Annotated in this window: 14 protein-coding genes; 5 read left to right on the top strand and 9 right to left on the bottom strand. The window is 57.4% G+C overall.

Annotated features, from left to right (window positions below; genetic code table 11):
* A partial coding sequence (locus AB4Y89_RS22600; RefSeq protein WP_442303204.1) for a hypothetical protein occupies positions 1 to 186 on the bottom strand: 186 nt, incomplete at its 3' end.
* A gap of 127 nt (positions 187 to 313) precedes the next feature.
* On the opposite strand from AB4Y89_RS22600, the gene AB4Y89_RS22605 reads away from it, so the two are divergent.
* Positions 314 to 1,258, top strand: a complete 945-nt coding sequence (locus AB4Y89_RS22605; RefSeq protein WP_442303205.1) for a ThuA domain-containing protein — start codon at positions 314 to 316, stop codon at positions 1,256 to 1,258.
* A gap of 9 nt (positions 1,259 to 1,267) precedes the next feature.
* On the opposite strand, the gene AB4Y89_RS22610 is transcribed toward AB4Y89_RS22605, so the two are convergent.
* Entirely contained in the window at positions 1,268 to 3,013 is a 1,746-nt protein-coding gene (locus AB4Y89_RS22610; protein ID WP_442303206.1) for a tetratricopeptide repeat protein, read from the bottom strand.
* Positions 3,014 to 3,144: 131 nt separating this feature from the next.
* Between AB4Y89_RS22610 and AB4Y89_RS22615 the strand changes: the two genes are divergently transcribed.
* Positions 3,145 to 4,956 (top strand): thiamine pyrophosphate-binding protein, encoded by a 1,812-nt coding sequence (locus AB4Y89_RS22615; RefSeq protein ID WP_442303207.1) that lies wholly within the window; start codon positions 3,145 to 3,147, stop codon positions 4,954 to 4,956.
* Positions 4,957 to 5,088: 132 nt separating this feature from the next.
* On the opposite strand, the gene AB4Y89_RS22620 is transcribed toward AB4Y89_RS22615, so the two are convergent.
* The gene (locus tag AB4Y89_RS22620; protein WP_442303208.1) at positions 5,089 to 6,432 is read right to left on the bottom strand and encodes an MFS transporter; all 1,344 of its coding nucleotides are present in this window, start codon (positions 6,430 to 6,432) and stop codon (positions 5,089 to 5,091) included.
* A 284-nt stretch (positions 6,433 to 6,716) separates the two neighbouring features.
* Between AB4Y89_RS22620 and AB4Y89_RS22625 the strand changes: the two genes are divergently transcribed.
* Together AB4Y89_RS22625 and AB4Y89_RS22630 are read left to right on the top strand one after the other, a co-directional pair.
* Positions 6,717 to 7,487, top strand: a complete 771-nt coding sequence (locus tag AB4Y89_RS22625) for a citryl-CoA lyase (RefSeq protein ID WP_442303209.1) — start codon at positions 6,717 to 6,719, stop codon at positions 7,485 to 7,487.
* Positions 7,488 to 7,511: 24 nt separating this feature from the next.
* Positions 7,512 to 8,921: an aldehyde dehydrogenase family protein gene (locus AB4Y89_RS22630; RefSeq protein ID WP_442303210.1), complete on the top strand. Its 1,410-nt coding sequence runs from the start codon at positions 7,512 to 7,514 to the stop codon at positions 8,919 to 8,921.
* A 146-nt stretch (positions 8,922 to 9,067) separates the two neighbouring features.
* Here AB4Y89_RS22630 and AB4Y89_RS22635 read toward each other — a convergent pair whose 3' ends face one another.
* Positions 9,068 to 12,331: a carboxypeptidase regulatory-like domain-containing protein gene (locus AB4Y89_RS22635; RefSeq protein WP_442303211.1), complete on the bottom strand. Its 3,264-nt coding sequence runs from the start codon at positions 12,329 to 12,331 to the stop codon at positions 9,068 to 9,070.
* A 286-nt stretch (positions 12,332 to 12,617) separates the two neighbouring features.
* Between AB4Y89_RS22635 and AB4Y89_RS22640 the strand changes: the two genes are divergently transcribed.
* Positions 12,618 to 13,613: a ThuA domain-containing protein gene (locus tag AB4Y89_RS22640; protein WP_442303212.1), complete on the top strand. Its 996-nt coding sequence runs from the start codon at positions 12,618 to 12,620 to the stop codon at positions 13,611 to 13,613.
* Positions 13,614 to 13,703: 90 nt separating this feature from the next.
* On the opposite strand, the gene AB4Y89_RS22645 is transcribed toward AB4Y89_RS22640, so the two are convergent.
* From AB4Y89_RS22645 to AB4Y89_RS22665, 5 genes are all read right to left on the bottom strand, one after another.
* Positions 13,704 to 15,644 carry an outer membrane protein assembly factor BamB family protein gene (locus AB4Y89_RS22645; protein WP_442303213.1) on the bottom strand — a complete coding sequence of 647 codons (1,941 nt, stop codon included), beginning with the start codon at positions 15,642 to 15,644 and terminating at the stop codon, positions 13,704 to 13,706.
* Between the two features lie 261 nt (positions 15,645 to 15,905).
* Positions 15,906 to 17,081: a M24 family metallopeptidase gene (locus tag AB4Y89_RS22650; protein WP_442303214.1), complete on the bottom strand. Its 1,176-nt coding sequence runs from the start codon at positions 17,079 to 17,081 to the stop codon at positions 15,906 to 15,908.
* A gap of 725 nt (positions 17,082 to 17,806) precedes the next feature.
* Positions 17,807 to 19,183, bottom strand: coding sequence for an aldehyde dehydrogenase family protein (locus AB4Y89_RS22655; protein WP_442303215.1), 1,377 nt, complete (start codon positions 19,181 to 19,183; stop codon positions 17,807 to 17,809).
* 33 nt (positions 19,184 to 19,216) lie between these two features.
* Positions 19,217 to 20,911, bottom strand: coding sequence for an acetolactate synthase large subunit (locus tag AB4Y89_RS22660; RefSeq protein ID WP_442303216.1), 1,695 nt, complete (start codon positions 20,909 to 20,911; stop codon positions 19,217 to 19,219).
* Between the two features lie 134 nt (positions 20,912 to 21,045).
* On the bottom strand, positions 21,046 to 21,576 hold the full coding sequence (locus AB4Y89_RS22665) for a hypothetical protein (protein ID WP_442303217.1): 531 nt from the start codon (positions 21,574 to 21,576) through the stop codon (positions 21,046 to 21,048).
* Positions 21,577 to 21,596: the final 20 nt, after the last annotated feature.

Raw genomic sequence — 21,596 nt, forward strand, 5'->3', positions numbered from 1 at the left:
ACGCTGAAAGGTTCCGGCCGAAACCAGTTGATCGCATAACCGGTCGTACTCTTCCTGCGAGCCGTCTACCCAGTGAATCGCCGACGGCTGGCATAGATCCGCCATCTTCTCTACCCAACGGATAAGGTGACGGTTCGTCGTCGGAAGCTTTGCTTGTATTTGTTGCGGTATGGTCTCCACTGGCATCTGTCCATTCTTCCGTTTGAGAAGACCGAGCGAGCGAAGAAAACAGTATCGCTACTGTTCTTGAGCTGTAAGAGCATTCATATCCCATTACGCTTTTAGGGGTGAACCCTTTCCTTGAAGGTGCGTCATGAAACGGTTGGCGCTTTTTGTATTAATGATGGGCGTCCTTCTTTCCGCGGTTGGACAACAAAGCCAGAACCGTCAGGGGACGGCAGACCTGGGAATGCAGGATGGTGTTCGCCGTGGCCCAGGCATGAACGCGGCAAGTGCAGGTGATGCGAGTTACCACAACAATGCTGTGCCGCATCGCAAACGTGTTCTGGCCTGGATCGATGTCAGTAATGGCTATCAGCATGACTCCATCTCACATGCAGTCGCGACAATTGAACGATTGGGCTACGAGACTGGAGCGTATGACACCTTCATTCGTTCCGACTCGAAGATGATCACCAAAGGCACGGTGCGTGGCGGCGATGGCCTGCCGCTGTTGTATTCCAAGAATCTGAATGACTATGACGCTATCTTCTTCTTCGGCGTTCGTGAGATTGACCTGACACCCGGACAGAAGGCCGATCTGCTTTCGTTTGTGCATGACGATGGCAAAGGTTTCGTCGCAGCTCACTCCGGAGCAACCGCTTTCTTCTCATGGCCGGAGTTTAGCGAGATGCTGGGCGGCCGATTCGATGAGCATCCATGGGGCATCACCGAGGCTCCAGTAATTGTGGAGGATTCGAAGTTTCCCGGGATGACCAACCTTCCCGGCTCGTTCGGGCACATCGATGAGTACTACCAGATCAAGGATTTCTCACGCAGTAAGGCGCGAGTCCTCCTGCGTCTGGATGTATCGGCACTCGATAAGAATGCACCGCTGGTCCATCACAAGGATGACGACTTCCCGTTGGCGTGGGCGAAGATGTATGGGAAAGGACGCGTCTACTATTCAGCGTTAGGGCACGACCCCAGCAACTGGGATGAGCGGACCGTGCAGGAGATGTATTACCAGGCGATTCTGTGGGCATTGAAGCTTACGGATGCAGATCTGGCTCCTCGGCCAATTCCGGGAGCTCGATAGACGCAATCCCTATGCCAGACCGAGTTGGCGGTAGAGTGACCTGAAGCGGTGGTCTTCGCGAACGTTATCGAAACGCGGGTCGATACTGATGGTTGCCAGCTCGAAGCAGCGGTCCTGAAATGCCTGTGTCAGGCGCTCGAAACCTTCATCCATATGATTCAGCGCAAAGTAGATCAGCGCCAGCTCAAAGGGTGAGATGTAGCGTCGCGTGGAAAGATCGTTCAGATCGCGCAGCAGACGCAGCGCCTCCTGCTTGCGGCCTGAGATCGCATACGTCCGCGCCAGCGCACCGACCACACGTGGATTTGGCGGCGTGAGCTCAATAGCACGCTGGAAGGCCGCAATGGCCTCTTCACTCTCGTCGCGCTGCTCCTGTACCAGGCCGAGCGTCCAGTAGGCGGCGGCGAAATGCGGGTTCTGTTCGATGGTGTAGTCGCACTGCTCGAGCGCCAGATCGTATTCACGGCGGAAGTGATAGATCTGCGCCAGGTCGCGAGAGACGATCGATGATATGGGATCAAGACTCTGCGCCATCGTGATCTCCTGCAAAGCCTCGTCCAGCCTTCCCAGAGGAACCATGCAGGACATGGCGTACCAGTGGTGGGCCATGGAGTTACGAGGATTCAAGCGAATAGCACGACGGAACTCCTGCTCGGAGCCTTCCCAGTCCCAATCCTGTACCGCCTTCACGTGTGCCAATGAGGTATGCGCATCACTGGAATCGTCGTCGAGCAGTACCGCATGGGCGGCATTGGAGGCGGTCTTGGTCCACAGCTCCATTGGAGCGGAGACACCATAGTTCGCCATCAGCAGTTGCGCATCAGCCATGCCGGCATATGCCTGGGCAAAACCGGGATCTTCGTCGATAGCCTTCTGGAAGTACTCCATTGCCTTGCGCAAACCACCTTCGGTGCGCTGGCTCATCTGATAACGGCCCTGCAGATACATGTTGTTGGCGGCAAGGTTGCCGACCTTCGGATGCAAGGTATGGCGTCCTTCCCCGTCAACCAGTTCAGAACGCAGTGTCTCCGCAACGATGGATGCGACTTCTTCCTGCACCTGAAACGGGTTCCCACGCTTGCGATCCATGGAATCGGACCACAGGATCGAGCCGCGCATCGCATCGCCGATCTGGGTCGTAATGCGCCAGGTATCGTTCGCCTTGCGGACGCTGCCACTCACAACCAGAGCAGCTACCGGTGTTCCTGCAGGTTGCGGTGCATTGTTATCGATGACGACGATGGAGCCAACCTTCGAGAGTGCATGCACGATCTCACTGGCCAAACCACGGCAGAAGTAACCTTCGTCGCCGGCCTGGCTGCAATCTTCAAAGACCTGCACCGCCACGGTATTGCGGCTGACAAGCGCCGGCGCCAGCGAACGCTTCTTAGGAGCGTGCTCTACCATACGGAAGGTAGGAGCATAACCACCTTTGGGCAGCTCGATCACAAGCTCATCGGCCTGCCCTTCTTCCTGATAGTAGGTGAAAAGGCGCATACGCAGGCGGCGGGCCTGAACACGCACAATGGGATCCATCCGCGGATCGAAGCTGGACTCTTTGCTGAAGACATCAACGCCGACGGGATACTCCTTGAGCTGATCGCCGCGACCAGCGAGCGTCTCGTCCACGATGTAGCTCAGAAAGCGCTGTAGACGATCTCCCTGGCGGAAGGACTTGCTGGCAATGATCTTCTGCAACTCGCGGCGGACGGCGTCGTCGAAGCTGACGGATTCGGCGATATTTTGCGGTTTCACTGGCACCGCACGATAGTACACAACCTTCGCGAAACGGTGCCAGAAGATTCAGCCGCCGAAACAAGGCCGACCGTTCCAACACCGTAACAATGTTGAAGACAGTAGTAACCCGCTCCTAAAATCCATGCTCTATGGTTCTGAAAATCGACGACGCCCCGATCGCACCCGCCAAACCTTACGGGCATGTTTTGACCAAGACTCCGCCACCGCCGAAAGAGGGTCACCGGATCGCCGCCTATCAGCTCGTCGATTATCTGGAGGTACTGGGGGTCGAGGTTGTATTCGGACTCTGCGGCCATACAGTAATCGCAATGCTCGACGCCCTGGGGAAGAACCAGAAGGTACGATTCATCACCACGCGGCATGAGCAGACGGCAGCTCACGCCGCCGACGGCTATGCGCGCGCTTCGGGCAAGGTCGGCGTGGTGCTCAGTCACCTTGGCCCGGGCCTCACCAATGCGGCGACCGGCGTCGCGAATGCTGCATTGGACTCCGTGCCTATGGTGGTAATTGCAGGGGATGTGCCCTCCTATTACTACGGCCGGCATCCACACCAGGAGGTAAACCTGCATGCGGACGCAGACCAGAGCCAGATCTACCGCCCGTTCTGTAAACGTGTGTATCGTGTCGATCGCGTCGAAGATCTGCCGCGCGCCGTCGAACGTGCGTTTTACCTGGCACAGTCTGGAAGGCCAGGGCCGGTGCTGGTAGACGTGCCGATGGACATCTTCTCTGCCGATCTGAAAGAAGGATCGTTCTCGAAGACACCGCCGAAGCTAAGTAAACAGGCGATAGATCCCGAGTCGGTGGAATATATCGTCGATGCGCTTGCCAACGCGGAGCGGCCGGTACTTTATGCCGGTGGAGGTGTGATCTCTTCCAAGTCCACCAAAGAGTTGCAGCGACTGGCGGAGGCGCTGGAGATCCCTGTCGCCCACACCTTGATGGGTAAGGGGTGCATGCCGGAAGAGCATCCACTGGTGATGGGCCAGACCGGCTTCTGGGGAATTCCAGTCTCGAATGAGATGTGCCGCACCGCCGACCTGATTCTTGCGGTGGGAACACGCTTGGCTGAAGCGAATTCCAGTTCCTGGGAGAAAGAGTTCACCTTTGACATTCCGCCGACACGGCTGATCCATATTGATATCGACTACGCCGAGATCGGCCGCAACTATCAGACAGAGCTGGGTGTCATCGCAGACGCGAAAGTGGCACTCACGGCTCTGGCCGATGCAGCCGAGGGACGATCGCATAAAGCGCGGCCGGGCATGAGAGAGAAGATCGCCGCGGGCCGCAGAGAGTTCAGCGATCTATGGGCCGATGAGTGGGCGTCGGATCAGTACCCGTTGCGCCCTGAACGCATCCTCTCAGAGCTGCGCAAAGCCGTTCCGGAAGACGGCTTCATTGTGACCGATGTCGGCTGGAATAAGAACGGAGTTGCGCAGCAGTTCAAGTTCCCTGTTCCGGGCACCTTTATTACGCCCAGCGGATTGGCGACGATGGGCTTTGGTCCAGCGGCGGTTCTGGGAGTAAAGTGTGCGCAGCCAGATCGCGTTGCGGTTGCGCTGATCGGAGACGGAGCATTCAGCAGCAATCCAGGTGTTGTGGCGACGGCGATGGAAGCAGGACTTCCCTGCATCTGGCTGGTAATGGATAACTCAGCCTTCGGAACAATCGCCGGCCTGGAGAAGATGCACTACGGCTGGAGTTTCGGATGCCTGTTCGAGTGTAACGGCGAGACCTACAACGTGGACTACGCCAACATCGCGCGGTCCTATGGCGCCAGGGGTATCTATATTAAGTCGGCCGCGGAGCTGGGGCCGGCATTGTGTGAAGCGATTGCGTCGAATATGCCGACGGTGATCCAGGTGCCCATGGAGAATGCACCGACGCCGACGCCGGGACACTGGAATATCAACGACATCTATCGCAACGGCGAATAACGAGAAACATCTCCTAACAATTACTTGCGGAAGACCATAATGGTCTTCCGCACTTTTTTGCGTGGAGGAGGAAGTAAAAGCAGATCCCTTCGCTACGCTACGGGATGACAAAAGGGAGATTTACATGCTCTCTCATGCTGACTGGCGGCATCGGGTTTCGCGAGTGAGGCTCAACAGAAGGACGGAGACGCATAGCCAGCCGACCATCAGTGCGAAGGCCAGCTGGTACGCATGCACGTTATAGACGTGAACACCCTTATTGAGCTGCCCTGTCCAGTGACGATCCAATACCCGACCAATGGCGGGTTGCAGCAGCGTGGGACCAACCATGTTGCCGATGTTCACCGTTCCGGAGATTGATCCGAGGAACTGCGGAGGGACTGACTCCTTCGCATATGCAAAGCCGATGACAACCGCTCCGCTGGCGAAGGCGGTTACCGCCGAGATCGCGACGAAGGCCGCCAGAGGCAGGCTCGCGAGATAGAACATTGATGTCCAGCCGAGCGCAGCCACGATGCATCCCCCGACGTAAATCGGTTTGCGGCGGCCGATCCTATCCGATAGCGCTCCACAGATCGGACTGGCGACTGCCCAGCAGACGATCATCACGGAGCAAACCTCAGCCGCGGTCGTGGCTTGCAATCCGAACCGCGCTCGCAGGAACGGCGCTCCCCACAAGCCGGTGAAGGACAGAATGGAGCCGACGATCCCGCCCTGCGCCAGGAAGATGAGCCAGGTATTGCGATATTCGAAGATGCGGCCAAACCCTTTCAGGCGCTCCACTACCGAGGCATCGCTGCGATGTACCTCCGGTGGCGCATAACTGCAGTGGCCACAGTCGATAGGGTCGTTTTTGACGAAGAAGAAGGAGAGAGCGCCAATACCGAGAACCACACTGGCCGAAGCAAAAACAACTGGCCGCCAGCCGAAATGCTGAATCGCAATCCGCAGAGGCACCTGCGCAAAGAGAGCTCCAAGGTTTCCGAAAAACAAGCCTAGCCCTGAGAGCATGGCGAAATGTCTGGCTGGGAACCAGTGGGTCGTCAAGCTAAGCAGCGTTACCCAACCCACGGCAGTGGACGCCCCGATAATGGCCCGACCGAGGCATGCCAGGGCAAAGCTATCCGTCGATGCAAAAAGAATCGTGCCAATGCCGGCAGCGATGGAACCGGTGATCAGCAACTTGCGGGCTCCCCAGGAGTCGATGAGGATGCCGGTTGGAATCTGCATCGCAAGGTAGCAGTAGTAGTAAAACGCCGAAAGGTTCCCCAGGCTGGCCGCGCCGATGGAAAAGGCGCGCATCAGCTCGTCCGTCATTACCGCCGGCGAGACCCGCTGGTAGAAGCCGGTGAGATAGAACAACGCAGCCAAAGCCCAGATAGACCAGCAGAGCCAGGCCGTCGGATAGCCCGTCTTCTGCGCTTCGGAAGATACAACCACAACTCGCTCTGACTTCGACATTTCCTGGATAATCACGCGTCCATCGCCTGGTTCAAGGGCCCCCGTTGCACGCCCGCGGAACAACCCGCAAACGCAGCACTTCCAAAGTGGCACCTACCGTAACACCACCTTCTCTCGCCCAGCAATGACGCAACCGTATCGCCACGGTAAGGACGGTTTTCGGGGAAATCCGGTGCTAGGCTCTGAATCTGTAATCACGTGCCTGATCGATCCGCTTTCGCCGTGTGGGACCCGTTGTCGCCCGGTTTAGGCTGTCTTTGAAGTCGGAATCGCGGCGAACACGAACGGGAGACGAGCACATGGTAGAGCCCTGGCGCACAGGCATTACAACTTACGACGAAACGAACATCTGGATCCGAGGGTACGAAGTCGGCTCACTGATGCAGCGGGCAAGCTTCGCCGAGACCATTTTTTTGCTGCATGCCGGGCGCATGCCCGGCAGGGAGGAAGGAAAGCTGCTGGACGCCATCCTGATCTCTTCCGCAGACCACGGTCCAGGATCGCCCTCAGCCGCAACGGCCCGGCTCGCCTGCTCAGGCAATCGCGGCTCTGTCTCCTCGGCGATTGCCGCAGGTGTTCTGGCCATCGGCGATCAGCACGGCGGCGCGGGCATGGCCTGTATGGAGCTCATCGCCGAGGGCACCGCTCTGGCGAAGGCCGAAGGCATCCCCCTGGAAGCTGCAGCCGAAAAGCTGGTTGAGCTGTACCGCTCCCGGGGAGAACGGCTCGCCGGCATGGGGCATCGTAAGCACAGCACTGACCCGCGCAAGGATGTGCTCTTCGGAATGGCCGATGAGTTCGGCTTGGCCGGCGACGGCGTGCGCTTCATGCTGGCGCTCGAAGACGCAGTAGCGAAGAAGATCAAACCGCTGCCCATCAACATCGACGGCGTGCTGGCGGCTGTGCTCTTCGACCTTGGATTTCCGCCCATCATGGGCAGGCTGATCTTCATTGTGGGACGCGTTGCCGGACTTAGTGCCGAGGTAGCAGAAGAGCTGGCGCGAGAGAAGGCGATGCGTATCCATGTCCCAGTTGTCTACGACGGACCTCCGCCAAGAGATCTGTCGTAACACGCAAATGCTTCAGGAGAACGTATGGCGCCAAAGGTAATTACCGAAGAACAGAAGCAGGAGATCCAGGAGATGGTGGCCCGAGCCCGCGCGGCGATGGACGCCATCAAGGACTACGACCAGGCAAAGGTGGATCGCCTATGCCAGGCTCTCGGCTGGGCAATCGCGAACGAGAACACCTTCACCCGCCTCTCGAACAAGAGCATCGACGAGAGCGGTCTGGGCGATCGGGAGACCCGTCCTGGCAAGCGATTCAAGATCCACGGAATTCTGCGCGATGTGCTGCGGCAGAAGAGCATGGGCATCATCGAAGAGGTTCCCGAGAAGGGGCTGGTGAAGTACGCCAAGCCCGTTGGCGTGATCGCTTCCCTGGTGCCGGTGACCAACGCCGCGCTGACCGAAGCCGGTAACGGCATCTTTGCTATCAAGGCAAAGAATGCTGCCATCTTCTCACCACATCCGGCGAGCAAGAACACCACCATCGAGACCGTAAACATTATGCGCGAGGTGCTGCGGCGCGAAGGCGTACCGGAAGATGTCTTCCAGGTGGTGGAGCGACCCAGCATTCCTGTCGCACACGAGCTGATGGCGCAGTGCGACATGACCATCGCGACCGGCGGCCCGGCGATGGTGAAGGCTGCATACAGCTCCGGCAAACCGGCCTACGGCGTCGGTGCGGGCAACGCCACGATGCTCTTTGATGAGACCACCAATGTGGAAGAAGCGGCGCGCAACACCCGCCTCAGCAAAGTTTCCGACAACGGATCGGGCTGCTCCTCTGATGGAAACCTGATCGTCGAGGCCACCGTCTACGATGCATTGCTGGAGCAGCTACAGAAAGAGGGCGGCTACCTGGTCTCTCCGGACGAGAAGGTGAAGCTGCAGGCGGTGATGTGGGATGCCGAGAACCATCGCACCGCACCGACGATTGCGCGGCCGGCAGCCACGATCGCCGAACTGGCCGGGTTTTCCATCCCCGCAGGCAAGCGCTTCCTGATCGTTCCGGAGGAACATATCGGCAAACAGTATCCCTTCTCGAGCGAGAAGCTTTCACCGGTGCTCTCCATCTTCAAATACAGCGGATGGGAGAACGCGTTGAAGATGGTGACCGAGATCTACAAAGTCGGCGGGCGCGGACACTCCTGCGGCATCTACTCATTCAACGACGAACACATTGATCAGCTTGCACGTCTGGCCCCCGTAAGCCGCATGATGGTGCGGCAGGCTCAGTCGAAGGCCAACTCAGGCTCCTTCACCAACGGCATGGCCATGACCTCCAGCATGGGCTGCGGGATCTGGGGTGGCAATATCACCAATGAGAACGTCACCCTGAAGCATTACATGCAGACCACCTGGGTGAGCCGTCCCATTCCGGAAGACCGCCCATCCGATCAGGAGCTGTTCGGCGAGTTTTACAACACGCAGACTTACTAAGACGTCCAATCAGTCCCTACTGGCCCTGTGCGATACGCACAGGGGCCAATCTTTTGAGTGCAAAGATGCCGTGCTATCCCTGGATTAAATAGCCAAGGCCTGTGCGACATCTGCACAGGCCTTGAGACGTAGTGCTTCGTTAGCGTCTAAAAGATGTACTTGCCGGCGAACTGCATGATGCGCGGATCACCCGCAGTGGTGATGTATCCGAACTGCGAGTTGCTCAGTGCGCTGGTTGGGTTATTGAAGTTTGCTTTATTGGGAACGTTGAAGGTCTCCCAGCGGAACTGGAACTTCTGCGACTCGGTTACCCTGAACTCGCGCGACAGGGACATATCGAGCTGGAAGGCGCCCGGCCCATGCAGCGTGAGCGGACGATCCAGGGCGTAGGTTCCATTCGCAGGAGACGTGAATCCAGACTTCACGAGGACGTTGGTGATGTATCCGTTGGCTACGCTGAATTTCGTCATCGCACCGTATGGATTACCTGACTTGATGGCGAGCTGCCCTCCCACGCCGGTCAGGGCGTTGTCGACGCCGGTCGTCACGGTGTAATACCCACCGCTGCGAGCCGTAAGGATGGTGGAAAGCCCCCACCCGCCAAAGATTAGATTGGCATAGCGCTCCGCGAAATGTGGCCCAGTCAGAATCAGCGAGACATTAGCCACGTGACGACGGTCCGAGTCGCAGTTGGAGTAGCTGGCGGCACGATTCCCAGGGATGACGTACGACGGTCCAGTTAGCTCCGTCGTCTCTGCCTCGCTCAGACAGTGAGACCAGGTGTAGTTGGCCACCATATTCACAGTCTTGGCTCGGCGGTTTACTGAGACCAGCGTACCGTTGTAGTTGGCTGTGCCACCATCATCCAACTGACCGGTCGTGGAGTAGTACTGGCCATTCGCCAGGTTCGAGGTGATCAACCGACGCCGGTTATTCGTATTGCCGGTGGTGGAGCATGCCCCGGACGTCGGACGTAACGATGACTGCATCCCGGCGCAGTCCGTGGAGGCACCCGTCATGGTCCCTGGGATATAGGTAGCCGGGTTCAGCTCATAGCTCGTCATCAAGTGCGTCGTCTTGTTCCCCAGATAGGTTGCGCCAAAGAGCCAGCGTCCTACCTGCTTCTGAACGGAAAGGTTCCACTGCTGCAGATACATCTGCTTCAGGTCCAGCGGCGCATTGACGTAGATGCCCTGCGTGACGAACGGTGTGGTCGGAGTCAGATGGGCAAGCGCCGGGAACGGGTTTCCGCCCGCATACGTGGCCCAGGGATTTGCCAGGTCAACGTTGTTGACGCTGACCGTCTGGCCCCACGGCGGCGAGTTGGAGTAGCGGGTGAAGAAGAACATCTGTGGAGAGTCGTAGAACATGCCATACCCGGCGCGGATCGACAGGGTTCCGTCCTTCGATGGATCCCAGATCAGGCCGACGCGGGGCTGGAAGCCGCTCATGACGTTGCCACGGTTGTAGGAGCGTCCCGGATATCCTGCATCTCCCGGAAAAGTCAGACCGGCAGGAGCAAGGGCGTACTGTGTACTCTTCGCGCCGGCGTTGAAACGATTGATGTCAAAGTTCTGTGCATGGCTGTCTACGTTGTAGAACGGAATGTATGGTTCCCAGCGCAGACCGTAGTTCACAGTCAGATGATTATTGGCGCGCCATGAGTCCTGCGCATAGAGCGCGACATAGTTCCAGCGGTCGTTCTCGTAGTCGGCGTTGCCCTGATTGAAGCTCGCGACCTTGCCCACCATGAAGTCTGCAAAGCCCGCGGTATTGGCGCCGTAGACTGTGCCGTTGAACGTATAAGCCCCATTCGTTGGCCGATTGTTGACGGTGTTCATATAGGCAAACAGATACTGCGCACCAAACGCGAGCGAGTGCGTACCCCGCGTCAGGCTGACGTCATCCCCCACCTGGTACTTCACAGTGTTGAAGTAGCCCGGATTATTACCACCCTGGCCAAGAGCGAACCCATTGGTGATACTGATGCCGATGAAGCCTTCAAGACCGGGCTTCGTATAARCATTGACCCCCACCGACTGCGGATCGAAGAATGGCGCCAGAAAACGAAGACCGAGCGTCCGGCTTGCCGTAATCCGTAGTGAGTTCACCAACGCCGGGCTGATGATGTACGTGTGTCCCAAGGTGAGCGCGTGCACCTGGTTCAACTGGCCAACCTGGTTTGCAGTAAGCAGGTTCTTCGGATCAACCGTAACCGGTGAGTTGAAGCGAGCGAACAGGTAACGCCCAAAGAAAGATTGCTTGTCGTTGATGGTGTAATCCGTACGTGCAATCACATCATGCCTGGTTGAGTTCTGCGAGTAGCGCACATTCAGGCTTCCGCAAGAGCTGTTAGCAACAATGGGGATTCCCTTGTTGATGATCGCCAGCGCCTGAGGGCTGAGGTTCGATGCACTGGTTTTATTAGTGCCCGCATACGGTCCGGTCAGCTTGGTTGAACCTGTGATCGGATAGCAGCCGGTGAAATCACCCGCCAGCATCGCCGGTGTCGGACCAAAAGTCGAAGCCGGATTGCTGAGTTGGCGGACAATCGTTCCCTGGTAACCTCCGAAGAAGAAGAGCTTGTTCTTCCTGATCGGTCCGCCCAGTACTCCGCCAAACTGGTTGCGCTTCAGGTTGTCCTGCGTCTTCACACCATTGACGTAGTTGAAGTAGTTCGCCGCATTGAACATGAAGTTGCGAACAAACCAGAAGACATCGCCGTGGAACTGGTTGGTTCCCCCTTTCGTCACAGCGTTGATCGCGGCCGAGGCATGATTGCCATACTGCGCGGGCAGAGAGCTTGTCTCCGACTTGAACTCCTGCAATGCGTCCGGGAACGGCAGCGGAAGGTTCAGGTTGTTGAAGACATCGTTGTGGTTGCCACCATCCAGGACGTACGCTACGCCGTTCGGCAAACCGCCCGCGACCGCGATCGTAATCGTTGGAAAGTTTTTATTTGTATTCAGATCACCTGCCGGTGCGGTCGTAGTAGCGCCGGCCAAGGCGATGAGCTGTGTTGGATCACGCCCGTTCAGCGGAAGCTCTACTACCTGCGTCCGGTCGATAACCTGACCGACGCCATTGCTTACTGTTTCCACGGAAACACCAGAGGTTGACTCGACCGTGATGACATCCGTGACACTACCAAGCGAGAGCTTCACATCCACGTCGGCATTACTGCCGACCTGCAGCAGAATGCCGGTGATCGTCGATGTCTGGAAGCCCTGCACGGTGACCTGGATCTTGTAAGGGCCGAGCGGCAGGTCGGGTGCGCTGTACGCCCCGTCGCTGGCCGTTTGTACCGTGCGTGTAAAGCCTGTCTCGGTCTGGGTCAGCACTACCGTGACGCCCGGCACGCCGGCGCCCGTAGGGTCCTGCACAATGCCACCGATTCGAGAGGTGTTCAACGACTGCGCCCCCGCAAACGCGCAGCACAAAAGTACTGCGACGAGTAAAACGTAGATTCTTTTTTTGGTCTGCATCACATCCTCACACTGGCTGAAAACCTGACCCGATTGGCCATTTGCACAATCAGTCCTGTTTCTCAATCGGAAGCGGATGCTAGGCGGCGCGTTTTTAAGGTGTCAACACAATTACCGTGCCAATACCGTTCACAAAAGGTATCAGCTTTGCCGTGCGTGCTAGCATCACGACCGGCACACGAAGACGCGCGCGAAGGTAAGGAGAGGTGGAATGGGTAAGAGCAGTTATCTGCGGTTCGCGGTGATCGCAGCCGTACTCGCGGCACCGGTCATCGGCTATGCACAACCGGCTGCAGCGGACTCAGGATGTCCAGCACCAGGTGTGCGTGGGCTGCGTCCTGGCGGACCGAATGGAGGGACAGGCGTACGTCCTGCCGGGCCACCTCCCGAGGCCGTCCCCGCAGGCCCACCGAAGAAGCGCCTGCTGATCTGGGCTGACACACGCAACGGCATCGCACAGCACGATATCGCCCATGCCATCGCGGTGATTGAAGAGATCGGCTACAAGTCCGGAGCCTATGACTCCTGGATTCGGACAGACTCCAACATCATCTCGCGAAATCCGAAGATGACAACCGGCGAACCTGCAAGCGGAGGCCCCAGCCTATGCAACGTCGATGCAATCTTCTTCCTCGGCCACCGCGAGATCGCACTTGACGAACCGCAGAAGACAGACCTGCTGTGGTTCGTCCACGATGCCGGAAAGGGCTTCGTCGCAGCGCACACGGGAACGACTGCGTTTCTCTCATGGCCTGAATTTGGTGAACTGCTCGGCGGACGCTTCGATCAACACCCATGGGGAACCATCGAAGCTCCTGTAATCGTCACCGACCCGAAGTTCCCGGGTATGGCGCAGTTTGGACCAACCTTCACGATGCGCGATGAGTTCTATCAAAGCAACGGCTTCTCTCCGGAGAAGAGCCGTGTGCTGATGCGCCTGGATACAACGCATCTGAACAACGACCCCAAGCGCGGCGTGAAGGCGGAAGACTATCCTTACGCGCTGACCTGGGCAAAGAGCTACGGCAAGGGACGAGTCTTCTACTCCACCTTTGGACATGCGCCTTCCATCTGGGATAACCCGAAGATCCAGGAGATGTATCTCCAGGCTATCAAGTGGGCACTCGGGGAGCTTGATGCGGATGCATCACCGATAGCCATGCCGCCACCCGCACCAGGAGCATTGCCGGAGAAGGCATCCGAGTAGGTAGCGCAATACTTCTGAGTGGGATTCCTTCTGTTGAGGGAATCCCACTTTGCCTTATCTCCTTTTCTTGCCCGAACGCTACGCTTGACGCTACTTTCCTGCCGTATGTTTCGCGGCCGGCTTGGCAGCGCTCTTCGGCAGAGCAAATGCGATAACAGCATCAGCCACTGGGTCCCGTAGAAAACCACCTCCGGCGGCAGACACAATCACGTACTGGCGGCCGTCCTTACCGAGATAAGTTGCGGGAATTGAGTGCGCAGGCGCATCAATCTTTGTAGACCAAAGCTCTTTGCCGGTTTTCGAATCGAAGGCACGGAACTTTGAGTCAACGGTGGCTCCGATAAAGATGAGGCCGCCGGCAGTGTTAATGCCTCCGCCAAGATTCGGTGTTCCGGTCTTGAGTCCCTTCTCTTCAAGCTCTGGAAACGCTCCGAGAGTCGATCTCCACGCGATCTCACCGTTATTGATGTTGACCGCCACCAGCTCCCCCCAGGGAGTCGGGGCGCAGGAGTAGCGCGTATCAGGCTGCCAGAAGCGCTGACCTTCTGGCGTGATCTTGCTGTAGCGCGGACCGGTGGGCGCAGTAGCAGGACGGTCTGCAAATTCCTGGTCGGGCGGGCCGGAAGGCTGCTGCCCTCCAGTTCCCGGCGGCGGACCTGACGGGCGGCCGCCACCCTGGGCGCCTGGGCGAGGTCCACCGAAACGTGGCCCACCGGTGCCGATATGCCCCCACTGGCCTGCGTTCATCACGTTAGTGAAGACGAGTCCAAGGGCCGGGTTGTACGAGACACCATTCCAGTTGCCGCCACCGACGGCGCCGGGAAATTCAACAACGTCCTGGTTGAGTTTCCACGCATTGAAGGGAACCGCATCCTCGAGCTTGTATTTCTTCCAGAGCCCCTCGCAATAGTCGGTCAAACTCTGGGTAATGTTCTTCGGCAGCTCCTCGTGCTTCATGCTGATGCGCGCGATCGGCTCCGGTTTGATCGGAAACGGCTGAGTCGGAGAGGACTTCTCGCCGGGGACTGTGCTCGGTGGCACAGGCCGCTCTTCTTCACCGAAGATCGGTTTACCGTTGCGGCGATCGTAGATGTACATCAGGCCGGTCTTTCCCATGTGAACAACGGCTGGAATCACCTTACCCTTTTGCCTAATCTCTACCAGGGTGGGCGCCGCTGCGGAATCGAAGTCCCAAAGATCATGATGGACAAGCTGGTGATACCACTTCAGCTTGCCGGTATTGGCATCGAGCGCCAGCAGCGAGGTTCCATACAAAGTGTCGCCTGGACGGCTGATACCGACATAGTCCGGCGATGGTGGCGCCGTCGGGATGAAAGCGATGCCAAGTTTTTCGTCAACCGTAATATGCCCCCATACATTGACGCCGCCTGTAGTCTTCCAGGCATCGTTGTCCCAACTCTCGTGCCCGGGCTCTCCGGGTTGCGGTACCAGGTTGAAGTTCCACACCATCTTGCCGGTCTTGGCATCCCAGGCGCGGACATGCGTATCCGTCGTCGGCAGAATGAGCATGTCCTTGTAGACGGCTGGAGGTGAGGTCATCTTGGACTTGATATCGAGGTAACCGTTTTCGCCAAACTCGGGTACGGGCTTACCGGTCTTTGCGTCCAGTGCCACGATGCGGCCCTTCTCGACGGAGCCGATAATCCGTGCGGGCGAGGTCTTATTGCCGGGCCAATAAGCAACGCCGCGTAACGTAGTCTCCTGGGCAGAGAATTTCCAGATCTGTTCGCCAGTGACACCATCAATGGCGAAGTACCCGTTCGGTGACGACATGTAAACAACCGAATCCACAATGACCGGCGTACCTTCGTTCTGAGTATCCCCGCCAGTGTGAAAGGTCCAGGCGCGCTCAAGTCTTGCAACGTTGGCCGGGTTGATCTGAGTCAACTTTGAAAATCGCGAGGCGCTCTGGTCTTGCCCATAAGAAGCCCAGTTTGACTGTGACCACAACGGGGTGACGCCGGCCAACGTAGTTAGCACCGCAAGACTGCGTAGATATGGATTTGTCATTTGCTCTTTCACATTGCACACGCCTCAGGAGCGCGTGGCCATTCAGCATAAATGGCTATCATGGAAAAACACGAGGTTGTTACCGTATCTACACCGAAGCCTGACCGGTGGAATGTCTCCGGCCGCCGAACGCGGCAAAATCGTCGGTTCACTGATGGCCGGTCTACTCTCCGGCGTTCTGCTTGCGCCGACCTTGGGGCTTTATCGATGATCGATGTCGCTACCTCGGATCCATTTCACATCGATTTCGTCCGCTATCCCCTACTGCAAGACCTTCTTATAAGCTCCAAGTACCAGTGCGCCGTCTTTTGTCACGACAACATCGTCTTCAATCCGAATACCGCCATGTGCGGTCGTATAAATGCCGGGCTCCACTGACGTAAACATACCTTCTTCCAGTACATCCTCCGAACGCGGCCCAAGAATGGGCGCCGGCTCGTGATATCCAAAGCCAAGACCGTGACCTGTGATGTGTGGGAAGCTGGAGCCGTACCCAGCTTCTTCAATCACGGCTCTGGCCGCGGCATCCACGTCTCTGGCGCGTACGCCGGCACGCACAGAAGCAACCGCCGCCTCCTGTGCCTCGCGTACCGTTTCGAAGATCCTCATCTGCTTATCGCTCGCGCGCCCCGCGACGCGAACACGCGTCCGGTCTGCCCAGTAGCCATCGACTACGACTCCAAGTTCCAGTACCGCAATATCTCCATCGGCCATCGGTCTCGTGGTGGAGATGACGTTCGGCCGATGCGCATAGGCTGTCTCTGTCGCCCCTGTCGTCACTTGAGCAAAAGCTCTCACGCGCACACTGTCGCGATACCCGGTACCGTGCACCATCACCGCCTGTTCCACCAGGGCAGCAAGCTGCACTCCAGAGATGCCAATATTGACAGCCTGCTCAAAGGCCTCCAGGCCGAAACACGAGACCTCACTCGCAATCGCGAGCCGCACGATCTCATACGCTGTCTTGCGCACCCGCCCTTCGAGCATCAACCGTGTCACATCGACGAGCGTCTTTCCCTCGCACGCCTCAGCGAGTAGGCATTGAAAGGAGGTTGTGGGCACCAGGCCTTCGGCCGCATTCCATGAAGGGGCAACCGTCTCGAAGTCTCCCTCATACCCAATGGTGCGCCACCCTGGCTTCATCTGCTGCGCCAGCAGATCCTTCACGACCAGGGCCGCCGGCGGATCCAGTGCGCCGCCCAATGGATAGTAGATCGCCTCACACTCAACGAGAGAGGCGCACACCTCCGCCTGGTAACACTCCGGAACAATGCAAACTGATTTTCCTTCACGGGGAAAAACCAGATACGCAGCGCCAATCATCGGCCAGTGCCCACTCAGCAACAACACATTCTCCGGCAGACGAAGAATCAGTACATCCAACTGTTGCGCTTCCATGGCGTGACGCATGCGGAGCCTGCGTTCCTGATTCACCATTCTCTGTTCACCATCCGTCTTCTTCCCTTGCATTGACAATCCCTGTTCTGCTTAACCCGCACCGATAAGCCCGGATACAGCAACATGCCGCCGTCAGAATAAATGGTTGCCCGTGAATGTAATCCGACTGATCTGAAACAAGCCACACCGCAAGTTGCGTGATGCCATCGGGCTCCCCAATCGTTTGGAGGGAATCAACTTCAGCAGCAATTGATCGAATAGTTAGGGAGTTTGCTTCTCATCTTCAGCGCTCATGATTCCGTGCGCTGGATAGAACTTCACGAAGACGAACCAGCATCGAGCGAATGGTATCGCTGTTCTTATGGGGCCGACTAACTCAACCTGATCTCTGCCGCGCGTGAGCTTACCCAACGCAGCTAAGAAAATGCACTATTGGTTGCCCCCAGGGAATCGAACCGATTGAAAACAAGGAAGATAGCAAAGATTTCCACTGGGTACCCGGAATCGTACCCCAGAAAACTCAGCCGGACGCGATCCTGCTTGGCGTGGTTTCGCAATCCAAATCTGCACGGTGGAAATGACGAGGAGTGGACTCTCCCTGCCGTGGCTGCATTCAATCGGCAAAAACGCTTTGCCTTTACAAAAAGACACCCCTCCCCAAGGGTAGGAAGAGGTGTGAAAAACCATATGCCTTAGTTCGGATGGAGCCTAACACGCTTGAGTCGGGTCAAGAGCCTCGATCCCATCCCGCGAAGCAGGCCCGATCATCGTTTCAGAACGATCAGCTTCTCGCGAGTCATCTCGCGCATACTATGGCCAATCCCGCCTACGCCAAGACCTGATTGGGCCCACCCCGAAAAGGGCATCCAGTCCGTTCGAAAAACCGTCATGTCATTGATCATCACCGCAGAGGCGTTCAATGAAGAGGCGGCACACAGCGCAGCGGAGATATCGCGTGCAAAGACTGACGCTTGGAACGCATAGGGCAAATTCCCGGCCTCCTTAACTGCGGATGGAAGATTGGAGAACCGGTAGACAGCGGTTACGGGGCCAAAAACCTCCTGTCTGGAGAGAAGCGCCTCCGGCGAGGGTTCAAGGACGACCGTCGGCTGAAACAATCGATCGCCGAGGCGCGTTCCACCGACAGCTACGGTTCCTCCCGAAGCGACTGCTTCTTGTACCCATGATTCGACGCGCACAACTTCTCGGGGGAGAATCAGCGGGCCAACCTCGGTATCAGGCAAGAGTGGATCGCCTGTACGCAGCATCTGTACGCGTTCTGAAAATAGCGTCACAAAATCATCGAACAGATTTTCGTGAACGAAGACCCGTTGCGTGGACACGCAGATCTGGCCAGCATGATAGTACCCTCCCTTGACCATCGGCTCTATCAAGTCAGGCAAGCAGGCCGATTCATCTACCAGCACCGGCGCCGCGCCGCCGTGTTCCAAGGCGCATCGAGTTCCAGGTGGAAGTTTCGACCGAAGGGACCAGCCAACCTTTGCCGATCCGACGAAGCTTAGAAAAGCCACTCGTGAATCAGTCGCCAATCGCTCCGCGAGTGCATTGTCTTCGAGGACAACCGCCTGACACCAGGCTTCGGGAATTCCTGCGGCGTGAGCAAAATCGACCAAACACAGACAACAGAGCGGAGTGATCGGTGAAGGCTTCACGATCACAGGACAACCGGCAGCGATAGCCGGAATCATTTGATGGACGATGAGATTGAGAGGATGGTTGAATGCGGAGATGGCGACCACCACCCCAATCGGCTCACGCGTCGTGAATGCCCAACGATCCTGCGACGATGGAGTCAGCCCCATCGGCACCTCGCTCCCTGCGAGGTGCTCGGGACCTGCACTCGCAGAGAGAATGCCAAGGACCGCGCGAGCGACCTCAACCCGCGCGTCTGTGATCGGCTTTCCACCTTCGCGTGCAATAAGAGCGGCGAACATCTCGGTTTCGTTCTCTACGAGGCGAGCGAGACGGCGGAGACATTCCATCCGCTTATACGTCGGGAACCAGTTGGCTCGATCTGCAAATGCCTGTACGGCCCGATGCAATTTGGATTCGATGCTCGCGGCATCGTCCGGAGACATCTCGGTTATGATCTCGCCATCAAATGCCTGTGTAATCAACATGGGCCCTCTTCTGCATCCCTGGGACAAAGAACGTCAAGCGGGGGTACTGCTGGTCATCGTTTTCTTGCAGTTGAGTTCGTCGACCAGCACCCGATGGTTCTCTGAATAGTCGATCTCCGCAACCACAAGGTGAACACCCCCTGCTTGAAAAGCCATTTCGAGGGCAGGGATGAGTTCGTCGGCGGAAGCAATGCGAGCTCCGGTAGCGCCGTATGCGCATGCATATCGAACGAAGTCTGGATTATTGAAGGTCAGACCGAAATCAGGGAACCCGTCGATTCTCTGCTTCCAGCGGATCATGCCATAGGCGTTGTCTTCAATAATCAGCACCACTAAATTGAGCCCGAGACGCACTGCCGTCTCCATGTCCTGCGAGTTCATCATGAATCCGCCATCGCCGCACACGGCCATGACCCGGCGCGTGGGGTGAAGCATCGCCGCCGTCATCGCAGAAGCAAGCCCTGCACCCATCGTGGCGAGCGCGTTATCGAGCAAGAGTGTGTTACTCCTATCGGTACGGTAGTTACGCGCAAACCATATCTTGTACATCCCGTTGTCGAGGCAGAGGATGCCGTCTTTAGGCATAACTTTGCGTACATCAGCAACCAGTCGCTGCGGGGCAAGCGGATAGCGTGGATCGTCGCTTCCCTCGGAGGTGCGCTTGAGAACAAGGTCCCGGACCGGGAACATTAAAGTGTCCTTCGCATGCTGACTGCCCAGTTCTTGTCCCAGCCGACACATGCTGTCGGCAATCTCTCCGATTACTTCAATTTGAGGAAAGTAAATCCGATCGACTTCTGCAGGGGAAAAGTCCACATGGATAACAATTGGGCCGCCAGGTCGCATGAGAAATGGGGGTTTCTCCGCGGTATCGTGACCGACTGCGATGATGAGATCGGCACGTTCTATGGCAAGGTGCACATAGTCGCCGGTCGAGAGAGCCGCGGTTCCGAGATAGAGCTCGGAGTTCCCATTGATCGCTCCTTTGCCCATCTGCGTATTGAAGAACGGGATTCCAAGCAGTCGGATCGCAGCAGAAAGACCTGCCGTCTGCCCTGGGCGGTTCGCTCCACCGCCAATCACAATCAATGGGTGACACGCCCGCGAGATCGCAGCCGCGGCCTGCGCGATGGAGACTGCGGAGGCGACCGAGAGATAAAGGGGACTCGGTGAGACAAAGTGAGGCACGGGAACGACCGTGGCAGCAATGTCTTCCGGCAGCTCAAGGTGAACGGGGCCCGGCCTCTCCGACTGCGCAGTACGAAACGCGTCTCGGACAAGGGTCGGTATGTTGCTGGCATCGATAATTTGAGATGCCGATTTCGCTAAAGGCCGCATCATGGCAACCGTATCCACGATTTGAAAGCGCGCTTGCCTACGGTGAAAGATCGACTTCTGACCCGTGATCATAAGCATCGGCATTCCGCCAAGCGACGCATAGGCGGCGGCCGTGACAAGATTTGTGGCTCCGGGGCCAAGAGTGCTTAAGCAGACTCCAGGTTTCCCAGTCAGCCGACCATAGGTGGATGCCATGAATCCCGCGACTTGCTCATGGCGGGTCACGATGAATTTTATGGACGAAGTGCGAATCGCCTCCAACAGAGCCAGATTCTCTTCCCCAGGAACACCGAAGACATACTCAACTCCTTCAAGTTCCAAAGCTCGCACAAGCAGCTCTGCACCGGTCTGCGGCTTTACTGGTGGCACAATTGCTTCAATTGCCGCCACTGTTGACCTCCTGTCCTTCACACTCGCTCCAGGAAAGCCTCAGCCCTCTCTTGCTCGGTACAAAGAGTTGGGGGACTGAGGCAGATATGCTCACGGATCTCTGCGCCAGGGTTCTCTGCTATTCACACTCGCGGTTAGCTCGCCGGGCCAAAGAGTTTGCTCTTCGAAGGCAGTTGCTCCTTCATCTCGTCGCGGACTTGATCGGCGATCTTGGCAAGCGCGGCTTTATCGTCACCAGGTTTGTAGTTGAAGACGACACCGAGCGCCCCTATGGTTTTACCGGATGCATCCAGCAAGATCAGTTCGTCTTCAAAATGTTTGCCTGTGGAGTTGAGCTCGAGGTTGCTCTTGCCGGTCCGGATGCAGCGAAGATCATCGTCGTCGCCGATTTTACCGATGCGTCCAAAATTCGATGCGACGATGAGGTTCTTGTGGCCAGGAGGCTGCGCATGGATGGCGATCAGGATGACTTCGGGATGCTTAGCGAGAGCCTCCTCAACAAGCTTTTGAGCAAAGGGCGCTGGCTTTGTATAGGAGGCGTCCATCTCCTTAGGATCTACTTTGCGCATACCGGCAATCGCTTGCTCCCGTGTGTCCTGCGCGAAAGCTGAACTGGCGGTTAGAGCGGCAAGAGCCAGGCAAAGAATGGTGGCGATACGTTTCATTGTTCCTCCCGGGTGTATTT

The organism is Terriglobus sp. 2YAB30_2 (assembly GCF_052114765.1).
GTDB lineage: Bacteria > Acidobacteriota > Terriglobia > Terriglobales > Acidobacteriaceae > Terriglobus.

Coding starts and splice junctions, on each gene's coding strand:
- AB4Y89_RS22605 (WP_442303205.1), top strand. CDS start 314: ATGAAACGGTTGGCGCTTTTTGTATTAATGATGGGCGTCCTTCTTTCC.
- AB4Y89_RS22615 (WP_442303207.1), top strand. CDS start 3,145: ATGGTTCTGAAAATCGACGACGCCCCGATCGCACCCGCCAAACCTTAC.
- AB4Y89_RS22625 (WP_442303209.1), top strand. CDS start 6,717: ATGGTAGAGCCCTGGCGCACAGGCATTACAACTTACGACGAAACGAAC.
- AB4Y89_RS22630 (WP_442303210.1), top strand. CDS start 7,512: ATGGCGCCAAAGGTAATTACCGAAGAACAGAAGCAGGAGATCCAGGAG.
- AB4Y89_RS22640 (WP_442303212.1), top strand. CDS start 12,618: ATGGGTAAGAGCAGTTATCTGCGGTTCGCGGTGATCGCAGCCGTACTC.
- AB4Y89_RS22645 (WP_442303213.1), bottom strand. CDS start 15,644: ATGACAAATCCATATCTACGCAGTCTTGCGGTGCTAACTACGTTGGCC.
- AB4Y89_RS22650 (WP_442303214.1), bottom strand. CDS start 17,081: ATGGTGAATCAGGAACGCAGGCTCCGCATGCGTCACGCCATGGAAGCG.
- AB4Y89_RS22655 (WP_442303215.1), bottom strand. CDS start 19,183: ATGTTGATTACACAGGCATTTGATGGCGAGATCATAACCGAGATGTCT.
- AB4Y89_RS22665 (WP_442303217.1), bottom strand. CDS start 21,576: ATGAAACGTATCGCCACCATTCTTTGCCTGGCTCTTGCCGCTCTAACC.